This window comes from Dactylosporangium thailandense (assembly GCF_059739745.1).
Genome location: NZ_AP029195.1, coordinates 10,137,215 through 10,159,530, shown reverse-complemented (window position 1 = coordinate 10,159,530; position 22,316 = coordinate 10,137,215). Strand labels below are relative to the sequence as shown.

General features: G+C 71.4%; 20 protein-coding genes and 1 tRNA gene. 7 read left to right on the top strand and 14 right to left on the bottom strand.

Translation table 11 applies throughout. From position 1 onward, the window contains the following. Positions 1–116 precede the first annotated feature (116 nt). From AC6JBM_RS45240 to AC6JBM_RS45190, 11 genes are all read right to left on the bottom strand, one after another. Entirely contained in the window at positions 117–707 is a 591-nt protein-coding gene (locus tag AC6JBM_RS45240; RefSeq protein WP_497979844.1) for a sigma-70 family RNA polymerase sigma factor, read from the bottom strand. A gap of 4 nt (positions 708–711) precedes the next feature. Beyond that, on the bottom strand, positions 712–2,220 hold the full coding sequence (locus tag AC6JBM_RS45235; protein ID WP_497979843.1) for an NADH-ubiquinone oxidoreductase-F iron-sulfur binding region domain-containing protein: 1,509 nt from the start codon (positions 2,218–2,220) through the stop codon (positions 712–714). Next, complete coding sequence (locus AC6JBM_RS45230) at positions 2,217–3,416, bottom strand: hypothetical protein (protein ID WP_497979842.1); 1,200 nt, start codon at positions 3,414–3,416, stop codon at positions 2,217–2,219. Before AC6JBM_RS45230 ends, AC6JBM_RS45235 begins: the two co-directional genes overlap by 4 nt. Before the next feature lie 521 nt (positions 3,417–3,937). Beyond that, complete coding sequence (locus AC6JBM_RS45225; RefSeq protein WP_497979841.1) at positions 3,938–6,238, bottom strand: hypothetical protein; 2,301 nt, start codon at positions 6,236–6,238, stop codon at positions 3,938–3,940. 30 nt (positions 6,239–6,268) lie between these two features. After that, positions 6,269–6,721 carry a MarR family winged helix-turn-helix transcriptional regulator gene (locus AC6JBM_RS45220; protein ID WP_497979840.1) on the bottom strand — a complete coding sequence of 151 codons (453 nt, stop codon included), beginning with the start codon at positions 6,719–6,721 and terminating at the stop codon, positions 6,269–6,271. Positions 6,722–6,730: 9 nt separating this feature from the next. Next, complete coding sequence (locus AC6JBM_RS45215) at positions 6,731–7,636, bottom strand: expansin EXLX1 family cellulose-binding protein (protein ID WP_497986688.1); 906 nt, start codon at positions 7,634–7,636, stop codon at positions 6,731–6,733. 61 nt (positions 7,637–7,697) lie between these two features. Further along, the gene (gene cax / locus AC6JBM_RS45210) at positions 7,698–8,765 is read right to left on the bottom strand and encodes a calcium/proton exchanger (RefSeq protein WP_497979839.1); all 1,068 of its coding nucleotides are present in this window, start codon (positions 8,763–8,765) and stop codon (positions 7,698–7,700) included. A 21-nt stretch (positions 8,766–8,786) separates the two neighbouring features. Further along, a complete protein-coding gene (locus AC6JBM_RS45205) occupies positions 8,787–9,920 on the bottom strand; it encodes a reverse transcriptase family protein (RefSeq protein ID WP_497979838.1) in 1,134 nt (377 codons plus the stop codon). A gap of 263 nt (positions 9,921–10,183) precedes the next feature. Continuing rightward, entirely contained in the window at positions 10,184–11,506 is a 1,323-nt protein-coding gene (locus AC6JBM_RS45200) for an NAD(P)/FAD-dependent oxidoreductase (RefSeq protein WP_350620487.1), read from the bottom strand. 93 nt (positions 11,507–11,599) lie between these two features. Continuing rightward, entirely contained in the window at positions 11,600–12,109 is a 510-nt protein-coding gene (locus tag AC6JBM_RS45195) for a mycothiol transferase (RefSeq protein ID WP_497979837.1), read from the bottom strand. A 139-nt stretch (positions 12,110–12,248) separates the two neighbouring features. Then, positions 12,249–13,610, bottom strand: a complete 1,362-nt coding sequence (locus AC6JBM_RS45190) for a S53 family peptidase (protein WP_497979836.1) — start codon at positions 13,608–13,610, stop codon at positions 12,249–12,251. Positions 13,611–13,959: 349 nt separating this feature from the next. On the opposite strand from AC6JBM_RS45190, the gene AC6JBM_RS45185 reads away from it, so the two are divergent. The 3 genes from AC6JBM_RS45185 (at position 13,960) to AC6JBM_RS45175 (ending at position 15,299) form a co-directional block, all read left to right on the top strand. Next, complete coding sequence (locus AC6JBM_RS45185; protein WP_497979835.1) at positions 13,960–14,187, top strand: hypothetical protein; 228 nt, start codon at positions 13,960–13,962, stop codon at positions 14,185–14,187. Between the two features lie 61 nt (positions 14,188–14,248). Next, positions 14,249–14,797: an RNA polymerase sigma factor gene (locus tag AC6JBM_RS45180; protein ID WP_497979834.1), complete on the top strand. Its 549-nt coding sequence runs from the start codon at positions 14,249–14,251 to the stop codon at positions 14,795–14,797. Then, on the top strand, positions 14,781–15,299 hold the full coding sequence (locus AC6JBM_RS45175) for a hypothetical protein (RefSeq protein ID WP_497979833.1): 519 nt from the start codon (positions 14,781–14,783) through the stop codon (positions 15,297–15,299). The genes AC6JBM_RS45180 and AC6JBM_RS45175 overlap by 17 nt, the downstream gene beginning before the upstream one ends. A gap of 14 nt (positions 15,300–15,313) precedes the next feature. Here AC6JBM_RS45175 and AC6JBM_RS45170 read toward each other — a convergent pair whose 3' ends face one another. Further along, the gene (locus AC6JBM_RS45170; RefSeq protein WP_497979832.1) at positions 15,314–16,804 is read right to left on the bottom strand and encodes an AfsR/SARP family transcriptional regulator; all 1,491 of its coding nucleotides are present in this window, start codon (positions 16,802–16,804) and stop codon (positions 15,314–15,316) included. Between the two features lie 250 nt (positions 16,805–17,054). Between AC6JBM_RS45170 and AC6JBM_RS45165 the strand changes: the two genes are divergently transcribed. Further along, positions 17,055–17,825: a hypothetical protein gene (locus tag AC6JBM_RS45165; RefSeq protein ID WP_497979831.1), complete on the top strand. Its 771-nt coding sequence runs from the start codon at positions 17,055–17,057 to the stop codon at positions 17,823–17,825. An 890-nt stretch (positions 17,826–18,715) separates the two neighbouring features. Here the strand turns inward: AC6JBM_RS45165 and AC6JBM_RS45160 are convergent. Continuing rightward, on the bottom strand, positions 18,716–18,895 hold the full coding sequence (locus tag AC6JBM_RS45160; protein ID WP_497979830.1) for a hypothetical protein: 180 nt from the start codon (positions 18,893–18,895) through the stop codon (positions 18,716–18,718). A 770-nt stretch (positions 18,896–19,665) separates the two neighbouring features. After that, positions 19,666–19,737 (bottom strand) — tRNA-Lys (locus AC6JBM_RS45155). A gap of 612 nt (positions 19,738–20,349) precedes the next feature. Here AC6JBM_RS45155 and AC6JBM_RS45150 point away from each other — a divergent pair. Genes AC6JBM_RS45150 through AC6JBM_RS45140 form a run of 3 tightly spaced genes read left to right on the top strand, consistent with a single transcriptional unit; the run spans position 20,350 to position 22,316 of the window. Continuing rightward, entirely contained in the window at positions 20,350–20,697 is a 348-nt protein-coding gene (locus AC6JBM_RS45150; protein ID WP_497979829.1) for a hypothetical protein, read from the top strand. 7 nt (positions 20,698–20,704) lie between these two features. Next, positions 20,705–21,229 carry a hypothetical protein gene (locus AC6JBM_RS45145; RefSeq protein WP_497979828.1) on the top strand — a complete coding sequence of 175 codons (525 nt, stop codon included), beginning with the start codon at positions 20,705–20,707 and terminating at the stop codon, positions 21,227–21,229. Between the two features lie 16 nt (positions 21,230–21,245). After that, on the top strand, positions 21,246–22,316 hold the full coding sequence (locus AC6JBM_RS45140) for a peptidoglycan-binding domain-containing protein (RefSeq protein ID WP_497979827.1): 1,071 nt from the start codon (positions 21,246–21,248) through the stop codon (positions 22,314–22,316).

The following is a 22,316-nucleotide window of genomic DNA, read 5'->3' as shown; positions in this document are numbered from 1 at the left end:
GGACAAATTCACAAAGATTGCTGGGAGCTTCCTCGAACTATCGCGGGCCGCGGTCCGTAGAACCAGTGCGGGCGTCGAGCACGGCACGAACGGACCGCACCGCACCGCACCGCGAACTATCGCGGGCCGCGGTCCGGAGAACCGTTGCGGGCGTCGAGCGCGGCGCGAAGGGAGCGCAGCGCGTAGTACACCCGCGACTTCGCCGTGCCCAGCGGGAGCCCCAGCCGCTCGGCGACCTCGTTGACGGTCCGATCCCGCAGGTAGGTCTCCACGAGGATCTCGCGATGCGCCCGGCTGAGGCTGCGCAGCGCGTCCATCACGACCATGTTGGCCAGCACGCGCTCGGTCTCGTCGGACTGCGTGAGGTCGGCCAGCCACAGCTCGTCGAGGTCCTGGCCGTAGGTCTCCCCGGCCCGGGCGCTCGCGCTGCGGTGCTCGTCGATGGCGATGCGCCGCGCGACCGTGAACAGCCACGGGCGCAGCGAGCCGACCGCGTTGTGGTCGAAGCGGTCCGCGTTGCGCCAGGCGCGCAGCAGGGTCTCCTGCACGATGTCCTCGGCCCGCTGCCGGTCGCCGCCGGTCAGGCGGGCGACGAAGCGCAGCAGGGCGTCGGCGTGCTCGCGGTACAGGGCGACGAGCAGCTCGTCGTCCGCGTCCCGGGGGCCGGGCGCGGGCCGGTGGGTTCGGTTGCCGTAGGCCTCGATCATCGCGTCACCGTTTCGGGGCAGCCATACGCAGCGCGAGTGCCGGGCACATCGCCACCGCCTGCGCGGCGACGGGTTCGAGCCGCACCGGCACCGGTGCGTCCATGAAGGCCGGATAGCCGTTGCCGTCCAGCCGGATCAGGTCGGGAGCCACGTCCGCGCACAGGCCGTGGCCGTCGCAGCGGGACCAGTCGACGTGCAGCCGCCGCGTGCCGCCCTCGTCGCGGGCGGTGGGCACCGGCAGCACCCCGGCGACCGAACGTCCGCAGTCGCCGGCTCGGGCGTGGCGGGCCAGGTCGTCGGCGAAGACTTCCAGGGCGGACGTGGCGAATCCCGCCGTACCGTCCGGATGACTGCAAGCCCCCCGCCCCTTGACCGCGGCCGCGGCCGCACGCACGACGGCCGGATCCCCGGCCCCCGACGTGAGCCCGTCCACGGCCCGGGCCAGGTCGGGCAGGCCCAGCCGGCACGGACCGCACTGGCCCGCCGACTCGGCCGCCAGATACCGCACCACCCGCGCCACCTCGCCGACCGGGCACGTCTCCGGCCCGATGGGCAGGATGATCCCGGCGCCGAGCGCCCCGCCGACGGCCTTGAGGCCGCGGCGCGAGACGGCGGCGCGGGACGCCAGCGCCATGTCCAGCCAGCGGCCGTGGAAGCCGCCGGTGAGCACGGCCGGCCCGGCCGGGACGGCGCACAGGTCGAGCACCTCCTCCAGCGGCGTGCCGGTCGGGCACTCGACCACGGCCGGGTGTCGCGCGCTGCCGGTGACGCTGAGCAGGACCGTGCCCGGCTCCTTGTTCTCCGCGTCGCCGACCTCGCAGTAGCGCCGGGGCCCGATCCGGGCCGCGATCGCCAGCTGCGCGAACGTCTCCGCATTGGACAGCAGCGTCGGCTGGCCCTCCACGCCGGCCTCGGCCGCGCGGCGCTTGATGCCCGGCGGGATGTGCGGGAAGCCGTTGATGCCCTGCACCAGGGCGCCGCCCTCGCCGGAGATGAACCGGTGCGGCACCCGCACGACGCGGGACGTCACCGGCATGTCCCGCTCGGCCAGGGCGTTGAGCAGCGAGCGCTCCCCCACCCCGTCGTCGGCCACGCACAGCACGATCTCCACCGCCCGCAGCGCCCACGCGACGAGCGCGGCGCCGTCGAGGATGAGGTGCGGCGCGCGGGTCAGCAGGACCTTGTCCTTCCACGCGGCCGGCTCGCCCTCGGTCGCGTTGACCACCACGAAGGGCGCGAGCATGCGCCGCTCGACGACGTCGACGACGGCCTTGACCTTCTTGTGGAACGGGAAGCCGGCGCCGCCGCGGCCGGTGAGCTGGATGTCCTCGGCGAGCTCGAGCAGGCCGCGCATCGACAGCGGGCCGATCGGGCCGTGCACCTGCTGGTGCGCGCGCAGGTCCAGCCGCTCGGCCCGGTCGAGCCCGGCGGTGAGCCGGGCCGGGCCGATCGACAGCACCGTCGGCACCGGCGGTGCGGCGGTGGCGGCCGAGCCGCGACTGCGTGAGCTCATCGGGCCTCGCCCCGGATGCGGTTCCAGAAGTCCAGGTCGTCGTCGCCGTCGGCGCGGTGCCGCCGGCCGCGGCTCGCCTCGCGCTCCTGGCGGCGCAGCTCGCGCCGGGTGTCGAGGTTGACCAGCGTGGGCGTGTCGTCGTCGGCGTAGCGGTCCTGCTCGGCCTCCGCGGCGGCCGCGGCCGAACGCCGCGCGGCGAACCGGTCCCGCAGCGTCATGCCGGCGGTGTCGTCCACTGTGGACGTCTCGGGCGAGTAGGCGGCGTAGGGGTCGTAGTCGTCGTAGACCGGCGTCGCGACGCCGCGGAAGGTCTGCTCGAAGACCGGCTCGACGAAGCTGTCGTCGTAGGAGGGAATGGCGGTGACCGGCTCGACGAAGCTCTCGCTGTAGGAGGGAATGGCGGTGACCGGCCCGGCGACGGGCTCGCGACGGTAGTCGGCGCGCAGGTCGGGGGCATTGTCCTGGGTGGACCAGAGCTGGTCGGCCGGCGGCGCGTCCCACTGGAAGCGGCCGGCCGAGCGCGAGCGGGTGGCGCGGCGCTCGTACGAGACCGGCTCCGGCCGCCCCACGGGCGCGATGAGGGTGGTGGTGCGGTCGGCGGCGAGCTGCTGGCGGCGCCGGTTGCGCTCGACGGACAGCCGCAGGCCGAGCGCGACGAAGGTGAGGAAGGCCAGCAGCAGGTAGCTCGCGGTCACCCAGACGGCCGGCGGGCGCCCGGCGTTGAGGCCGTGCCAGAGGGCGACGGGCCAGCAGAGGTACGCCGTCGCGTGCAGCGGCCGCCACATCCACGGCTTGCCGGTCTGCGCGAAGCGGGCGCGGACCATGCCGGTCCACATCACCAGGACCATCAGGTACGCCGCGATCGTGCCCGCGCCGATGGTGAACGGCGCCGTGGTGAACGGGATCAGCGCGCCGAACACGCTGACCCGCGCGGTCATCAGCTCGGTGCCGATATGCAGGCCGAGCATGGCGATCGCGACGATGCCGAGGGTGCGGTGGACCGACTGGACCCAGACCCGGTGCCGGGCCACGAGCATGATGCGGTCGGTGGCGACGAGGCCGACGATGACCGTCAGCGTCAGCGACACGAGCGTGAAGACGCCGCAGTAGAAGACCAGGAAACTGAAGAGCTGGGTCATCGTCTCGCGCCCGCCGCCGGTCGCCACGCCGAGCAGCAGCAGCCCGGCGAGGGCCACGAGCCCGACGTTGACCGCGGACGGCGGACCGCCCCGTGTGGATCGACCGCGTGGTGGCTGGGCCCCGCCGGAGACCGACGGGTGCGGCTGAACCATTGCAGTTCCTCTATCCTGTCGGGCTGGTTTCCGGCGGTTTCCACCAACCGGCGAAACCAACCTAGGCAGGGGTCGAGGAGGGGGTCAATTTAAGTTTCATCGTGCACTTCCACGCCTGCGGAACATGATCCACAGGCCCAATTTCAAGGTCTGTTAATCCTCTTTATTGTTCGTCTAAGGATCGCCAGGCATCACTGTGGAGCGCTCTCACCGCGAATCACGGGCGAATCACGGGGGGATTTGCCCGATTTGTCGATCATCTCCCGCACATGGCGCACACGGCGAGGGAATCCGTCATCGATCCACTTCGAGGCGTAATCGCACGGGCTCCGTGAACCGTTGCTTAAGTGCCCGTTAGGGCTTCTTTCGGAAACTCTTGAGCCGGGCAATGATCACGTCGTTCGGACCCGCACAAGTGGTGCGCTTCAGTCGAGCCGGTAGACGGCGCAGGCTCCGGAGCGGAACATCAGCGTCGCGTAGCGTGACAGCTCCGGCGAGGGCGGCATGATGTCGTCCTCGGTGAAGAGCCAGCGGACGTGGTACCGGTCGCGGAGCACGCCGATCGTGTCCCGGGACGGGTTGGCGAAGGCGGCGTCGTTGTCGGCCAGGATCCGCGGATCCCAGTAGGCGGTGTGCTCCTGCGGTACACCCTGGATCGCCTCCTGGTCGTGGGCCTCGGCGGTGTAGGCCCACGACTCGACCAGGACCCGGCGCTCGCTGTAGGCGGCGATGCCGAAGTGCCGGCGGTCGCACGCGGAGCGGCCCCGGCGGCCCTCGTAGGCGCAGTGCATGTTCGTGGCCACGAGGTCGTTCGGCGACGAATGGTCGCGGAGCCAGCGGCCCGCCTCGAGGGTGCCCTGGGTGACGATCGGCCAGAGGTCGGCGCGCTCGGACCAGCCGTTCTCGCGGCCGTCCTGGACCGCGTAGGTGAGCTGGCGGACGGCGGTCGGGGCGGTGCAGCCGAGCAGGAAGACCGCCACGAGGCCGTAGACGGCCGGGCGCCGGCGGGCCGCCAGGAGCCCGGCCACCGCGAGCACGCCGATCACGGCCCACGGCCAGACGAGGTCCACGGTCACGGCGGCGGCGCGGCGCTCGGGGCCGATGACGGGGACGGTCGAGCCGTCGAGCAGGCGCAGGGCGTAGACGAGCCCCACGCCGGCCCCGAACGCGTAGAGCGCGCGGGCCGAGGTGACCAGGGACAGCAGGCCCCAGGTCGCCAGGGCCGCGAGATAGGGCCGGGCGCCCTGCAGGAAGAAGCCCTCCGCCTGGCCGCCCGAGTGGCCGAACAGGACCAGGATCGAGAAGCCGGCCAGGCCCAGGCCGAGCAGCAGCACGGCGTCCGGGCCCAGGAGCCGCCGGCGCAGGCCCAGCGCGCCGCCCCAGATCGCCAGCCAGCCGAGCGCCGTCAGGGCCAGCAGGACGATCAGGCGGTACGAGCGCGGGTCCTCGGTGTAGTGGGTGGTCACGCCCGCCGGGTTGCGGCGCAGGGCGTCCAGGGGGCCCAGGCCCAGGCCCTGGCTCTCGCCGCCGAAGAGGACCAGCTGGGCGAAGACCAGCCAGCCGAGGACGACGGCCAGGGCGGCGGCCGCGACCCGGTGGATGCGGCGGTGCACGAGCAGGTGGACGGCCAGCACCAGCAGCAGGCCGCAGAAGAGGGTCGGCAGGAAGCTGGCCTTGGCGCCCATCACCGCGGCCGGGAGCAGCAGGAACGCCAGGCGGCGCCGCCGGTCCGCGCCGTGTTCGCGCAGCAGGTCGAGCAGGACCAGCATCAGCGGTACGAACAGCAGCGCCCCGAACGTCTGGGTCGGGCTCGTCCACAGGGTGAGCCGGATGTTGGAGCCGTCATCCGTCGCGTTGAAGCCGTAGTCGCGGTAGAACAGGTCCTGCACCCAGCCGTAGGGGTCCGGGGAGAGCGCGAAGAACGCGGCCAGGGCCGTGACGGCCCCCGCCGTCCACGAGCCGCCGACGCGCCGGCCGACGGCCGCGACCGCGACCACGAGCGCGAAGATGACCGGGAGCATGGACAGGCGGGTCACCAGGACGTACGGCTCGATGCCGGTCGCCCAGCTGGCCGCGGCCATGTCGGCGTAGGCGAACCAGTGGTAGTAGATCGGCTCGCTGGTCACCCACGGCGTGACCAGGTCCATGTGGTGCTTGAGCTCGCCGACCAGCGCCAGGTGGAACGGCAGGTCGATGTCGGGCTTGCCGTAGCTCGGCCAGCCGAAGCCGTGGTGGCGGTAGTAGAGCGTGCTCCAGAACAGCAGGACCAGCGCGATTGCGGCGAGGGTCCACGAGTGCGCGACCGGGGCGCGGCCGGCCGGACCGCTGCCGCGCCAGTACCGCCGCAGCCGTTTGATCCCGGCGAATGTCCCGAGGACACCGGCCGGCGCCAGCAGGGCGGCGAGCGGGACGCCGAGCGCGCGGGCGGGCACGTAGGCGAGCACCTCGACGCCGTAGCCGACGGCCGTGCCCACCGCGAGGTCCTCGCCCAGCCCGCGGGAGCCGCGGTGGATGAGCCGCCACAGCAGCATCCCGGGCAGGGTCACGGCGAGGCCGACGTACGCGGCGAACATGAGGTATGCCGGGAGCGAGACGCCGTACGCGTGCAGCACGGCCCCGGTCGCGACGAAGACCAGCCCGGCCGGCCACCACCCCGACCGCCACGACACCCGGGATGTCCGCCGGGCTTGCGTTTCCGACTTGTCGCGCTCAGCGAGCAGGGCCATGACCCGCTTTCCTACCCGAGCGCGCGGCGCTCAGCCGGGAAACGGCGGCGAATTCACCCGCTGGCGGGCCGCGATGCGGATCAGCACGGTCTTGAACGCGGCGTACGCGTCCGCGCCGACGTCCGCCGCGTGCCGGGCCTCGATGTCGGCGAGGATGGCCCGCGATTTGCGCCCCTGGTCCAGGCCCAGCTCGGTGGGGACGACCAGCTTCGCGCGGCGGTCCTGGGGGTCGGGGCGGCGCCGGACGTACCCCAGCTCCTCCAGCTCGTCCACCAGCGTCCCGATGACCTGCTTGTGCTGGCCCGACTGGGCCGCGAGCTCGGTGGCGCGGCTCCCCTCGGGGTCGAGGTAGGCCAGCACGGCCCCGTGGCGCGGGCGCAGCCGCGGGTGCCCCTGCTCGGCCAGGCGCCCGAACAGCTCCTTCTGCAGCGCGAAGAGCACCTGCGCGGAGAGGACGCCGAGATCGGTGGGTGTAGTAGTCACTGAAGATGACTATATGCGGCAGGGATGGAGGTCGCCGGGGCTGCTCAGGACCTTTCCCGGGCTCGCGTCCGGCGTCGGCTCGCTCGAGGCGGACGACGGCGCGACGACGGCGAGCTCGGTGGGTGCCGCGGACCCGGTGACCGGGGGGCGGCTCGGCTTCGGCGCGGACGGCGAGGTCGTGGCGGCCTGCGCGCCGGGCTTCTGCACGGTGCCGACGCTGAGCGCGACCCCGTTGAGCGTGGTGCGCCGGCCCGCGGTGTCGGTGACCCGCACGGTGAACGGCCCGTTGCCGGCGCCGCTCTCGGCGATCCAGTAGTTGTAGTCGGTGCGGGCGAGCGCCTTGAAGGATCCGCCGACCTGGATCTCGGCGCCGGCCAGGGGGTTCCCGGTGTTGTCGAAGCGCAGGGCGAGCCAGTACTGCGACGAGCCCTCCTTGACGCGAACCGTCATCGCGCCGGGCACGCCGGGGTTGGTCACCTGGCTGTAGGAGACCTTGATGACCCCGTCGTCGATCGCCCCGATCTTGGCGAACGCCTGGCGGCTGAGGTCGATGTGCCCCGCGGCGCACTCGGGGCAGCGATCCGTGATCTTCACGCGGACGCTGCCCTTGGGCCCCTTGACGTCGAGGTACCCGCCGCAGGCCGCCCCCTTCTGGTACTCCGCGTTGCCGAGCGCGACGACGAGCGGCTCCGCCACCTTGTCGAACGAGCAGTTCCCGCCGCCGTCGGCCGCGTAGTAGGTGGCCTGCCCGTTGCCGGACCCGACGGTGGCCGCGCAGGCGGAGCCGGACGCCTGGGCCACGAGCGCCACGGTGGCGACCCCGGCCACGACGACGCCGGCCCCGGCCACGATGAGCGCGCGGCGGCCGCGCCACCAGGGCGCGGCCCGATGCCCGCGCGGTCCGTCCAGCTCCATCACGGCCGCAGCGTACCGAGCCGCCGAGGCCGAAACCGCAGACGAAAGCGAAGCTTAAAACTCAGCCCCACCAGAACACGGCGCCGATGATGCAGTAGAGCGCGACGAGGGTCGCCCCCTCCAGCCAGGTCGACTCGCCGTCGAAGACGATGAAGGCCACGGCGATCACCGTGATCGCCACGGCCATGATGAGCATCGGGGCGAAGACCAGCGTCAGGGTCGTCGCCGTGAGCAGGCTGAGCAGCACCAGGGCCGGGGCCAGGACCAGGGCGATCTGCAGCGGGCTGTTGATGATCACGCTCAGCGCGTAGTCCGACTGGTTCTTGTACGCCAGCTTGATGCCGATCACGTTCTCGATGGCGTTGCCGGCGATGGCCACGATCACCAGGCCCGCGAACGCCTGCGAGATGCCCAGCGCGTCGATCGCCGGCTCCAGCGCGTAGACGAACCAGTCCGACACGAGCGCCGCGCACCCGCTCGCGACCGCCAGCAGGGCCACGGCCAGCCAGACCGGCCAGCGCGGCGGCTCCATGTGCACGTCCGCGCCCGCCGCCGCGCCGCGCTTCAGGCTCGCCGGCAGCGACAGGGCGAAGACGAGCAGCAGGATGATCGCGACGAAGATCGACAGCGTCTTCTCGTGCGGCTCGGCCGGGGTGTGCACGTAGGAGGCGAGGCTCGGCAGGACCAGGGCGCCCGTCGCCAGCACCATGAGCACCATCGTGGTCCGCGCGCGCTCGGAGTTGAACTTCTGCGTGCCGTGTTTCAGGCCGCCGGCCACGAACGACAGGCCCAGGACCAGCAGGATGTTCGACAGGATCGAGCCGATGATGGCCGACTGGACCACCGAGACCAGGCCGGCCTTGAGCGCGAAGAAGCCGATGAACAGCTCCGGCAGGTTGCCCAGCGCGCCCTGCAGCACGCCCGTCGCGCCCGGGCCGAAGCGGTCGCCGAGCTGCTCGACGCTGCGGCCGACCAGCGAGGCCAGGGCGGCCACGGCGGCGCCCGCGACGACGAAGGCGAGCACGGAGGAGACGGCGGTGTAGCGGGTCACCGCCGCGAGCCCCACGGCCACGGCGCAGATGCCGAAAATGGTGAAGTCGGAGCGAACGAAAACCCGTTCCACGGTCACGCCGTTGAATATGACACTCGATCACAAGTCTGTCGCGAGGGCCGCCCTGTACAGTTCCCGCAGTTTCGCGGCCCGGGCCGGGCGGCCGGCGGCGACCCAGGCGATCCGGCCCGCGAGGTGCGCCGCGAAGTCCGGGTGGCCGTCGCGGTTGGCGGCGTCGAGGCCGTCGCGGGCGGCGCCGTGCAGGATCGCGCGCAGCCGGTCGTACTCGTCCCGCGCCGCCGCCGGCGAGTCGTTCACCACGAGCCCGGCCAGCCGCTGCCGGTCCCCGCGCCCGCGCACCCGCGTCTTGGCCGGGTGCACGCGGAAACCCTCGTCCGCCACCACCTCCGACACCGCGTCGACCAGCGACGACGGCGGGAACGCGCCCGAGAACGCGAGGTCGTCGGCGTAGCGGGTGTACCGCGCCCCGAACGCCGCGGCGAGCCCGCTCAGCCGCCGGTCGAGCCGGTAGGCGCACAGGTTCGCCAGCGCCGGCGAGGTCGGCGCGCCCTGCGGCAGGTGCGGGGCGCGCAGCAGCGGCACCAGCGAGCCGTGCCCGCGCATGACCGCGAACGGCGTGCTCGTCGTGCACAGCGCGGCCAGCGTGTGCGCGACCGGCTCCGGGTAGCCGATCGCGCGGAACAGCCCGTACACCCGTTGCACCGAAACGCTCGAGAAGAACGCGACGAGATCGATCCGGACGACCACGGCCCGCCCGGCGTGCGGCGCGGCGAACGTGTGCACGCCGCGGCCCGGCACGAAGCCGTGCGCGGCGGGGTGCACCGGCACGCGCCCGAGGACCTCGTCCAGCAGCCGCCGCTGCAGGGTGCGCAGGCGCGGCTTGGGGGCCTCGATCAAACGCTGACCCATCCAGGTGTACCGGTAGTGCCGGAGCGATTCCACCGTGCTGCCGCGGTTCAGCTCCCGCCGGTCCGCGAACCAGTCGAGCCGGTCGCCGTCCAGCTCCAGGAACTCGGCCAGGGCGGCGAGGTCGCCGAGCGGCGGCGTGTCCCACCGCATGCGCACGACCCGCGTCGGCACCGCCCGGCGCACCACGATCCGCACCGGCACCCGGCCCGGCAGGTGGGCCGCGAGGAACCCGGCGAGCTCCCGCGGGCGGTCGGCGGGGCCTTCGCGGTACCCCCGCAGCATCGCCGAGACCAGGGGACCCATCCATCGCGGGCGGCGCCCGACGGCCTCGAATCCGGCCTCGAGCAGGACCGGCCGCGACCAGTCGGCCGCGGCCAGAAAGGCGTGCGCGAGGGCATGGGCGGCAGCGCGCCCCGACGTAGCCCGGTCGTGCCTGCCCAGACTCGCGCGAAGCGCGGCAGCGGGCCGGCGATGTGCTGCGGTGCTCAAGGTTGCGCCCCCGGGGTTGCCCCGGAGCGATCACGGCGAGCCGCGATCAGCTCGGGACGCGCTGCCACACGACAACCCTACGGCAAGCGGTCCTGGTACTCCTGCATCGCTCGCCGCGCGAAGACCTGCTGGAACGTGGCCACCCGCTCGGAGCGGCCGCGGCCGATGAAGCTCACGAACCAGTGCAGCACCGCGGTCACCCGGTTCTTGAACCCGACCAGGTAGAGCAGGTGCACCACGAGCCAGAGCAGCCAGCCGAGCAGCCCCGCGAAGTGGAACTTGCCGACGCTGGCCACGGCCGAGAAGCGCGAGATGGTGGCGAGGCTGCCCTTGTCGAAGTACTTGAACGGCTGCCCGGTCGGCTCGCCCGCGAGGCGCTTGCGGATCTGCCCCGCCGCGTGCCGGCCGCTCTGGATGGCCACCTGCGCCACCCCGGGCAGCTGCTCGAGCGACATCATGTCGCCGACCGCGTAGATCTCCGGGTGCCCGGGCACCGTCGTGTCGGGGTTGACCTTGAGCCGGCCGGCCCGGTCGGTCTCCGCCCCGGTCGCCTCGGCGATCTGCGTCGACAGGGCCGGCGCGGACACCCCGGCGGCCCAGATCTTCGTCGCCGACTCGATGCGCCGCCGCCCGTTGGTGGTCTCGACCTCGATGCCGGTCTCGTCCACGTCGACGACCTTGGTGCTCAGCTCCACCTCGACGCCGAGCTTGTGCAGCTGCCGCAGCGCCTGGGTCGAGAGGTGGTCGCCGAACGTGGACAGGACGGTCGGCAGCGCGTCGACGAGGATGATGCGCGCCTGCCGCGGGTCGATGTTGTGGTACTGCCCCGGCAGGTGCCGGTGCGCGAGCTCGGCGATCTGCCCGGCCATCTCCACGCCGGTCGGGCCGGCCCCGACGACCACGAACGTGAGCAGCCGCTCGATCACGGCCGGGTCGGTCTCGATCTCGGCCAGCTCGAACGCGCCGAAGATCCGCCCGCGCAGCTCCAGCGCGTCGTCGATGCTCTTCATGCCGGGGGCGAACTCGGCGAACCGGTTATTGCCGAAGTAGGACTGCGAGGCGCCGGCGGCCACGATGAGCGAGTCGTACTCGACGCTGTAGGCGACCCCGGGCGCGACCACGTCGACGCGCCGGGCCGCGGGGTCGACGTGGGTCGCGGTGCCGAGCAGCGTCTTGACGTTGTTCTGCCGCTTGAGGATCTCGCGGATCGGCGGCGCGATCTCGCCCTCGGACAGGATGCCGGTCGCCACCTGGTACAGCAGCGGCTGGAACAGGTGGTAGGCGGTGCCGTTGATCAGGGTGATGTCGACCGGGGCGCCCTTGAGCGCCTTGGTCGCGAAGAGCCCCCCGAACCCGGCCCCGATGATGACCACCCGATGCCGCTGCGAACGCTCGTCCATGTGCATCTCCCGATGGGGCAGTGGACCCTGCTATTCAAGTACACCACCGTTGCCGCCCCGCTGCGGTGTGTCCTGCACTACCTCGCGAAAGCCCTATTGCGGCAGGAGTCCGCGCACGTAGGCGGCCTGGCCGGCGTGCTGGACGGCGTCGTCGAGGATGCTCACGAGCCGCACCGCGAGCGACACCGGCGGGTCCCAGCGCTCGTCGACGATCTTGTCGAGCTCGTCCTCGGTGAGCCGCGCCACGAAGGTGCGGGTGCGGGCGAAAACCGCGTCGAAGTACTCCAGCAGCGCCTCCGGCGACTCCGGCCGCACCGCCTCGACCTCGTCCGGCGTGTGCCCGTAGCCGGTGTCGTGCGCGCGCGCCTCGAGCCCGAACCGCTTCGCGTGGTCCCCGGTGACCCAGAGTTGCTCGGCCCCGTCCAGCAGGTCCGTGACGTGGTCGTCCTGCACCCGGGTGAGATGCCAGACGAGCCAGCCGATCGAGTTCGCCCCGGGCCGCGGTGCCCAGTGCAGCTGCTCGGCGCTCAGCCCCTCCACGGCCCCGCGCACCAGGTCGGGCAGGCGCCCGTAGCCCTCGGTCAGCAGTTCGTTCACGCGCATCGCTCAGCACTCCTTCCGCGCTCGGTCACCCCGCATCCTTACCCATCCCGGCCCCGGAGATGCCTCGCCGGACATGCCAGTGGCCTCCCGCGACGTGCCAGTGGCCCCCGGCGAGCCGGGGGCCACTGGAGAAACCGCACTACAGGAGGGCCAGCGCCGGCACGAACTTGTTCGCGTCGATGGTGCCCCAGCCCGAGCTCAGGTCGTAGCCGGGCGTCGCCGGGAAGCCGGTCACACCCTCGAAGCTGTTGTCGCCCGAGGTCACGTCCACCAGGCCGGTCGGCAGGTGGGTGTGGGTGCTGCCCGCGCCCAGCAGGTACAGGGCCGCGTTGATGTCGCCCAGGCGGCGGCCCGCCTGCTGGTCGGCGAGGGCCACGATGCCCGCGAAGATCGGGGTGGCCTCGCTGGTGCCGCCGAAGATGTGCCACGGCGAGTCGGCGCCGACGAAGGTGTAGTACACCCACGCCCCGCCGTCGACCGCGGCGCTCATCGAGATGTCCGGCGTGCCGCGGTGGTTGCCCACCACGTTCTTCACGCCGGCCTGGAAGAGCGGGCGCGGGAAGACGTGCGAGAGCCCGCCGCCGCCGGCCCCGTAGCCGTCGTTCCACACGACGTCGTTCGAGACGCGCTTGCCGCTGTTGTCGAGGTTGAGCTGCGTACCGCCGATCGAGGTCACCAGCGGGTCCGACGACGGCCAGGAGTTGACCGGGTAGGTGTAGAGGTCCTCACCGTTCGCCTGGTAGTCGGTGGCCCCGGCGTCGCCCGAGGCGGCCAGCACCGTCACGCCGTGCAGCGCCGCGTCGGTGTACGCGTACCGCAGCTTCTGGATGCTGCTGAAGTCGCCCTTGTCGAAGCCGGGGAACGTGTTCTCGGTCGCGCCGAAGCTCTGCGAGATCACGTCACCGACGCCCTTGTCGATGAGCGCCTTCTCGGCGTCCATCATCTCGGGCAGGCCGGTGACGCCCTCGGTCTCGGCGACCGGCGTCTCCACGAGCACGATCTTGGCGTCGGGCGCCATGGCGTGCGCGTACTCGACGTCGAGCGTGGTCTCCTGGGCCCAGCCGACGTGATCGGCGTTGGCCGGGTCGAACGGGGGCACGTTGCCGGCCTTGACGATCTGGACGTTCGTGTTCGGCAGGCCGAACTGCGCGTCGAAGACCTCGAGGTCGTGCTGGATCGTCGGCGAGCCGAACGAGTCGACGATGACGATCGTGCGGCCCTTGCCCGTGATGCCGCGGGAGTACAGCGGGTTGAGGTTGTACGCCGTGCGGTACTGCAGCGGCGAGTAGCAGTGGATGCCGATCTGCGCGATGCAGTCGGACGTGGACAGCGGGGCGGTCCGGGAGACCTTTTCGACATGCCCGGTGATCGCCGGACGGAGCTTGAACGCGGGCACCGCGGCCGAGGCCGCCGCCGGCAGGGTCACCGCCGCGAAGCCGGCCACTGTGGTGGTCACGACCGTCGCTACGGCGGCCCGGGACACGATCGAGATGAGCTTCATCGACACCTCTCGAGCAAGGCCAAATTGGACCCGCCCATCGGACCCCGCTACGAGGCTGCCGCGCCATCGGCCGAACCCTATTCGTTACCCTTTCTCAACCTCTCGCCCCTTCCAAAAGGGACATCTTCCCGGAATAATCCCGCCACCATCACGTAACGATGTCTGGTCGCTCCCAGTCAACTTCCAGCTACCCAGCAGGTAGGCCCTAGGCGGGCGTTCCGTCCTCGGCCGAGGCCCGGTCCACGATGTCGAGCCACTCGCCGCCGGGCAGACGCACGAGCCGCGCGCCGAGGAACCCGGCCCGGTCGGCCTCGAAGTCGGAGCACGAGCTTGCCCTAGACTCCGCCGCATGTCGGACAGTTTCCTGGTGGCGGCCCGCCTGTCCGTCGGCCCGGACGGCGCGCGTTTCGTCAGCCGGGCCGGCCTCGACCTCACCCGGACGGTGGCCGGGCTGCGCGCGGTGGAGAGCGAGTTCTTCGAGCTGGCCGAGCGCGTCGGCGAGGACGAGGAGAACTGGGACCCCGCCGCGCAGCCGGCCTTCCGCACCGAGGTCCCGCGGGAGTACGTCTCGCTCTGATGTAACACCGTGGTCGCGGTGGCCCAAGTACGCAGTGGAAGCCGAGTACTTGGGAGGTGCAGTGGAGCATTTCGCACGAAGTCCGGAGGCGTTCGAGGCGTTCTACCGGCAACACGTCGAGGACGTCCAGCGCTTCATCGCCAGGCGGGTCGACGATCCGTACACCGCCGCCGATCTGACCGCGGACGTGTTCGTGGCGGTGGTCGACTCCGCGCACACGTACCGCCCGGAGCGCGGCACCCCGCTCGCCTGGGTCTACGGCGTGGCGCACAACGTGGTGGCCGCCGAACGCCGGCGCCGCCGCCGCGAGTCCACGGCGGGGCGCCGCATCGCCGGCCGGCGCCTGCTGGAACCGGCCGACATCGCGCGCATCGAGGAGCGCATCGACGCCGAGAGCGCGGCCCGCCGCGTGTACCGCGCGCTCGACGGCGTGCCCGAGTCCACCCGCCGCATCATCGAGCTCGTGGCCGTGGACGGCCTGTCCACCGCCGAGGCCGCCGCCGCGCTGGGCGTGTCCCCGATCGCGGCCCGGGTCCGGCTCCACCGCGCCCGCCGCCACCTGCAGGAAGCCCTGTCCGTAGGAGGAAACGCTCATGGCTACGCTTTTTGAGGACCGGCTGCTGGACGAGCTGAAGATCGTGGTGGCCGAGCGTCGCCCGGCCCGGCGCCGCTGGCCTCTGGTCGTCGCGGCGGCGGCAGCGGCGGCCGTGGGCACGGCGGTCGTGGTGCAGCTGAACCAGCCCGCCTACGCCGTGGAACGCGACCCCGACGGCTCGGTGCGAGTCTCGATCTTCGACTACCGCGACCCGGACGGCCTGCGCGACCGGTTGGCCGCGTTCGGCATCCGCGCGGTCGTGGACTTCCTGCCCTACGACCGGACCTGCCGTGAGCCGCGGGCCGACTACGTGCCGCCTTCGCAGATGCCGCTCGGCCTCGCGGAGTGGCCGGCGACGGGGAGCAACGACAGCTACTTCCGGCTGCACCCGCAGTACATCGGCGAGAACCAGACCCTCGTCTACACCGTGCGCGTGGATCGCCACGCGCACGAGCAGCGCTTCGTCATCCACCTCGCGAACGGCCCGGTCGCCCCCTGCGAGCAGATCCCGGCCTGACCTCTCGGCCCGGGTCAGCTGGGCGGCACCGCCACCAGGGTCTCGCTCAGCCCCCGGGCCACCGACCAGTGCACGAGGTTCCGGGTGATCATCTCGTCGACCGAGGCCAGCGGGCCGCGCATGTGCCGGTCGGCGATGATCCGCCGGGCGTCGTCCGGCCCGATCCCGTGCAGCGACCCGATGATGGTCTCCGGAGCGCTGTTGATGTCGACGAGGCCGCCGTCGTCGAACGTGCGCGGCAGGTCGGGCCGCCCGATGCGCAGCTCACGTGCGATCGACGGGTGGTGGTTGACGAGCTGGCGCGCCTGCTCCCGCAGTACCCTCCGGGCCAGCTCGGCCTCGGCGGACGGCTTCGGAATGCGGCCGGGAGGGCGGATGGTGATGAGCGCGCCGGCGACCGAGCCACCCAGGGTCGCCACGAGGAGGGCGACCACCCCGACGCCCGCCCAGCTCCCGGCCTCGTCCTGCGGCCCGTCCAGCTCCATGGCCACGAAGAAGAACACGAGGAGCCCGAGGAACGCCGCCGCGACGAGGCCCAGCATCCGGCTGCGGTGGAGGACGGCGAGGACGCCGACGACCGCCCAGCTCGTCACCCCGCATGTCGCCAGCGGTATGACGGCGACGATGACGCAGATCAGCCAGACCGGCATGCGATCGGACCGTGGTGCGGGGGGCGGCGGCATGGCGGGCAGCAGCACGGCGGTCGGCGGGCGTGCGGCGGGCGGTTGGTGCCGGTGGGCGCCGACCGCCGGACGGGGCGGTTCGGGCGCGGCCAGCGAGGGCTCCGCGCGCAGGATCCCGCGGTGCAGCTCCTGCAGCCGCTCGCTGGGTTCGACGCCGAACTCGTCGGCGAGCAGCTGGCGGACGTCGCGGAACGCGGCCAGCGCCTCCGGCTGCCGGCCGCACCGGTAGAGGGCCAGCATCGAGAGGTACCGCAGCTCCTCGCGCAAAGGAAACTCGGCGACCAGCTCGGCGAGCCGCGGTAGGAGCCGGGCATGGTGGCCGCGCTCCATCTCCAGCGCCGCCCAGGACTCCAGAGCGGTCGCCCGGCTCTCGGCGAGCCGGTCCCGGACCGCGTCGAACGGCGCGCCGGACAACCCGGCGAGCGCGCTGCCCCGCCAGAGTCCCAGCGCACGCTGCAGCAGCCCGCTGGCGTCGGCCAGCCGGCCCTGAGCTCGCGCGGCTTGCGCCTCCCGCACATAGCCGTGGAAGACGTCGGCATCCAGCCGCTCCGGGCCGACCGAGAGCTGGTATCCGGCGTCGGTGAGCACGAGCAGGCTGCCGGGGCTGCGTGGCGACCGGTCGGGCTCCAGCACCCGCCGCAGCCCGGCCACGTATTTCTGCACCACGTTCGCGCCGTTCTCCGGCGGCTCCGCCTGCCACACCGTGTCCACGATCTGCGCCGTCGAGACCGGCCGGTTCGCGTTGATCAGGAGCGCGGTCAGCACCGCCCGCTGCTTCGCCGGCCCGAGGTCGAGTTCCTCCCCGCCCCGCCAGGCGCGCACCGGCCCGAGAATCTCAAAACGGGGCAACTCTTGCCCATCCGGCGTGCTGGCCACCCCGACCTCCCCGTGCCGCCGGACAGTCTACGGCCGGCACGGCAGCGCGGCGGCCCCCCTCCGACCATGGACAACACGCCGACCGCAGTGCGATCGCAGCGCCCCGCAGTGCGACGGCAGTCGGTCGACAGCGGGCTCCTCGACGATGTGCCGGCGGCCGAAGGTCGCCTGTGAGAACGATTCATGAGAGGGACGAATGCTGTCCAGATTCATCGTCGGTTCGCTGCTCGGCACCGCCCTGGTCGTCACGCTGGCCGGCTGCGGGGCCGCCGATACGGCCGGCGGGTCGGCGGCCCCGCCCGCCTCGTCCGCGGCGTCTCCGGCGCCGGAACCCGCGACGGTGCTGGCCGCCGCGGTCGCCAAGACCACCGGGATCAACCTGAAGGCGGTCCTCGCCGCCAGCGACAAGGCGGAAGAGAACGTGATGTGCGCCTACGACGCGCAGCACAAGATCGGGTCGATCACCCAGACGTCGGGCACCGATCGCATGACGATCATCGCCACCGCCGACGACCTGTACCTCTCCGGCCTGAGCGACCTCGGCGGCAAGACCATGCGCATGAAGATCGCGAAGATCGACGCGAAGAGCCCGTTCGCCATGTTCACCGACGTCCTGACGCCACTGACGCTGCTGACCGGCGTCAAGAACGTCAGCTCGACCGCGCCGGGCTCGTTCACCGGCACCCTCGACCTGACGAAGGCGCAGGGCGCCACGGCCGGCTCGCGGAAGTTCCTCGAGTACGTGCTGGCGGTCGCGACCGACCGGGCCGGCGCGGTGAAGTTCACCGCATCGGTCAACGAGCAGGGCTACCTGGCCGAGTTCAAGGCCACGCTGCCCCACATCGACGACGGCAAGGATGGCGAGTACGACCTGAAGCTCTCGGACTTCGGCTCGCCGATCACCATCACGAAGCCGACCGGCTCGAAGGTGGTCGAGGCGCCTGCCGCCATGTACAGCCAGCAGTGAGCCGCGTGCGCATCGGCGCCACGGGGGCACCGATGCGCACGCTCAGCCACCTCAGCGGCCGGCGGCAGGGCAAGATGGCGGGATGGAGCAGGCGGTTGTCGATGCCATCCGGGACGGCGACGTGGGGGCCGAGCGCTGGCCGGCGAGGTGGCCCGGTCGGGCGGCCCCGGGTTCGCGCAGCTGCTCTACGGGTCCGGCGAGGCCCTGCCGTCCGGCCCCTGGGCCGAGATCGACCCGCTGGTGTGGGCGGCCGACCACGAGGCCAGCGATCTGGTGAAGCACCTGCTGCAACGCCACCCGGCACCGGAGGCAACGCGTCGCCGCCGGGCCGGTTTGGCCGACGGCGACGCGTTCACGGTGGCACGGGACCTCATCACGATCGACGAGCACGAAGCCCGGGCGCGGCGGATTCGCCTGAGCGCCGCCGACGGCCGGTGGGCTCGCAGCGCGCCATCAGGGTGCGCTTCCCGGCGGAGGGGACCTTCCGGTGGGCGGCCACACGATCGCAGCAAGCGTCGACATGAGACCGCCCGCCGACCCCGAGGCCGAGGCCGAGTCGACCAGAGCACGCGCCGCGATGGACGCCAGCATCACGGGATCCACGGTCTCATCCTCGACTCTCGACTAACGCATCTGCCCGCATCGGCAAAGGTGGAACCGGAGCTTGTGACGCCTAACGACGCGGCCCAGCAGCGTGCACGGTCGTCAAACTCAACCACCGGCGACGGACGCTATGCATCGGCCGCGTGTTCGATGCGTTCCAGGTGCGGAGGCGCCGGCGCGCCAGATCGACAGCAGTGTTACGAGGAACTGCGGCCCCGGGCGATGGCACATCCGCCGGGCCGGTGGCGGCGGACGGCCTCAAGCAGGAGCAGACCGCCGGGCAGGCGTCATGAGATCTGCTCGACGGTCAGGCACGAGCGGCTGCGTGGCCGGGTCGTGACGCGGCTGCCGCACAGCCAGAGGTGCGCGGCGGTGGTGTAGGGAATGACCGCCAGGCGCCGACGTTCCTCATCGTCGAGGGCGCCGATCAGCTCCTCGATGCGCCAGAAGTCGAACCCCGCCGGCATTGGCCCACTATGGCACCCGCGCCCCCGTTACCCGCATCGCCGACCGCGGCGAACGCGGCGCGCAGACGCGGCGAACGCGGCGCGCAGACGCGGCGAACGCGGCGCGCAGACGCGGCGAACGCGGCGCGCAGACGCGGCGAACGCGGCGCGCAGACGCGGCGAACGCGGCGCGCAGACGCGGCGAACGCGGCGCGCAGACGCGGCGAACGCGGCGCGCAGACGCGGCGAACGCGGCGCGCAGACGCGGCGAACGCGGCGCGCAGACGCGGCGAACGCGGCGCGCAGACGCGGCGAACGCGGCGCGCAGACGCGGCGAACGCGGCGCGCAGACGCGGCGAACGCGGCGCGCAGACGCGGCGAACGCGGCGCGCAGACGCGGCGAACGCGGCGCGCAGACGCGGCGAACGCGGCGCGCAGACGCGGCGAACGCGGCGCGCAGACGCGGCGAACGCGGCGCGCAGACGCGGCGGTGGTTGATAACGGGTTTCTCCGTCGACCTCGAGGGATCGAACAACGCAGGTGGCAACGACCAGCCAACAAGTCCACGGCTACCGCCCGGGGGTCGGGTGGAGCGGAGTACCTCCGTGCGTGCGGGGACGACTCGGCGCCGGTGGCGCTGATACCGGCGAGCATGGGAGCGCCGGCAGTCTGGCCCTACGCGTCCCTCGGGCCGGGTGATCTGGCGGCGCGAACGCGCTCGCCAGTGGCCGCGCCTCGGCCATGGGGGTGCGGGTGGGAACCCCCGCCGCGCCGAAGGCGCAGAAATACAGTGGGCCGCCAGGGACTCGAACCCTGAACCTACGGATTAAAAGTCCGCAGCTCTGCCATTGAGCTAGCAGCCCGCGCACACAGGGTACCCCGTCCGCCCACCACGGCTCATATCCGTTTCCGTCCTGACGCGTATTGCCTGGTCCGGGCGCCGCCGGGCCACGTTGTGGGACGCGGCAGTGTGCCTTCAGCCGTCAAAATCCGGGTGGGTGCGAGCTGGTCCGCCCACGGTCTTGAACATCCGAGCACCCACGGAGCACCCACAGCGATCACCGTCCCGCGTATCGGCGTGCACGCGGGGATTGGCCGTGGCGTCGGGGAGAGCGCGGCGAATAGCACCGCGCTCGACCACCATAGGGGTCGTCAAGCGTCAATCTATCGTGTAGTTTAGCGGCACACACGTTCAGCCACGGGGGCGATGAATTTGTAGATTCGTAGCACTGCGCGCTTAAGCGCAGATTGCCAGGCCCGCGACGGGCCAATCTTCACGGATTCGATGGTCGGATGCGATCGTCTTCCATTCCGCGCCGCCATGCATCGACTCACTTGGCGGTCGAACTGCCGGCTGGGACGGAATTTCACGTCGCGTGACGCGCGACGAGAGCCAACATTCTGCTTTAGCGTGGCCCGACTCAAGGGTGAGTTGTTGGCTGCTGCCCAATTTCGAACCACGGAAGGTGACCGGAGTGAGCGACATCAAGAATGGTCCGAAAAAGTCAGTACGACGGGCGGTAATCGTGTCCGCCGCCGCGATGGGCATCATTGCCACGACGGCTGCGCCGAGCTTCGCCAACGGCGTCTCCGGGTACAACAAGTCCTGCCCGTCCGGCCGCATCATCGTCACGCACAGCTATGCGCAGCAGAACGTGACCCATCAGGTGACACTGTCGGGAACGCTCAAGTCCCGGTCATTTACGCACACCGGATGGTCGTACTACGATGACTACTTCTACACGGGCTGGCAGAACGCCGACTCTTGGGCTGTCGTCTCGAACGCGGACGTCAGCGCAGGCTCCGCCGACTGCGTCTCCTAAGGAAACGATGATCATCAAGCGTATCTGCTTGATCGTCGGCGTCGCGGCTGTGGCCGCGACGCTGGCGGCATGCGGCAGCAACGGGCAAGGCAATCCGCAGGCACAATCCAGCCCGACCAAAGGCAGCCTTTATGCGGCCGCGGAACAGATGGCTGGCTGCATGCGGGGGCTGGGCTGGGAAATCACGATCGATCCAAACGGTGGCTGGGGCCCCACCGACGGTATCCCGGTCGCCCAGAAGGATCAGTACGAGAAGGACTCCGCGAGTTGCGAGGCGAAATTCGGATACGATAAACCCGGGCCACCCATAACTCGGGAACAGGCGGAGGCCCATTACGACGCCCTAGTCGCGGCTGGCAACTGTATTAAGAGCCTCGGCTACGACGCGCCACAGCCACCGAGTAAGCAGAAGTCGGTGGAATCCATGCTCAGCAACGGGAATCCTCTGTGGAATCCGTATCAGAACGTGGTCGGCGCCGCCACCTCGAAGGCCGAGCTGGACAAAGTGTATACCAAATGCCCACAGCCCTAGAGGACGCTCGGTAACCATGGCAAAGTTCTTCGGTCGTGGTCGGCCAGCGATGGTGGGCATGGCGCTGATACTGCTGGGATTGGGGACGGCCGGCGGCTGGGCGTTACACACGTTGTTCGGCCCGCCGCCCTCCGTGCTCGAGTCTCCGGACTACACCCTGGTCACCGCGGCGCAGGGCGAGGTCGAGCAGGCGATCCGGCTCAATGCCTCCGCGCATTGGTCGCCGACTGCGATCCTGCCGAACGCGGCGGCCGGTACGGTGACGACCGTCGCTCTCTCCCCTGGTGCGCCGGCCGGCGTAGGGGCGATCCTCTACACGGTCGATCTGCGGCCAGTAGTGGTCGCCACCGGCTCGGTGCCGGCATTCCGAGATCTGCACTCGGGCGACAGCGGAGCGGACGTCGTGCAGTTGCAGCAGATGCTCAATCATCTGGGCTTCCCGGCCGGGACCGCCGATGGCAAATTCGACGCTACGGTTACGGCGGCAGTGAAGAAGTGGCAGCGCAAGGTCGGTATCACGCCCGATGGCTCGGTTCGGCACGGCGACGTGATCTATGTCCAGCAGCTTCCGGCTCGATTGGCGCTGGACTCCAAGCTGGTCGTCGGTGCGCACGTCGCGGGCGGTGAGCCAACGTTGGAGGTACTGGCTCCGACGCCAGCATTCAAGATTGACCTGCCGGAGAATCAGTCGCGGCTGGTTTCCGCAGGCATGGCAGTCGAGATCCAGGCCGGCTCCCGCCAATGGAAAGCCAAGATCGCTGAGGTTGCGGCGGATGACAAGGGAGCGAGGTCCGCGCAACTGACCTCAGCCGACGGAGGAGCCATCTGCCAGGCCGACTGCACCTCGGTCAAGATCGGTGGAGAGACGCTGCTTCCGAGCCGGATCTGGATCGTGCCACCGACGTCCGGGGTCACAGTGCCCTCCGTCGCCCTGGTCACCGACGCATCAGGCAGCGTCGGTGTCGTGCTGGAATCCGGCGTAGTCCACGCCGTGACCGTCGTGGTCAATGCCAACGGCACCGCCGTGGTGCAAGGACTCGACGCCGGTGAGGTCGTTCGCGCACCCGGCAAGCCGTCAGCCCGGTAG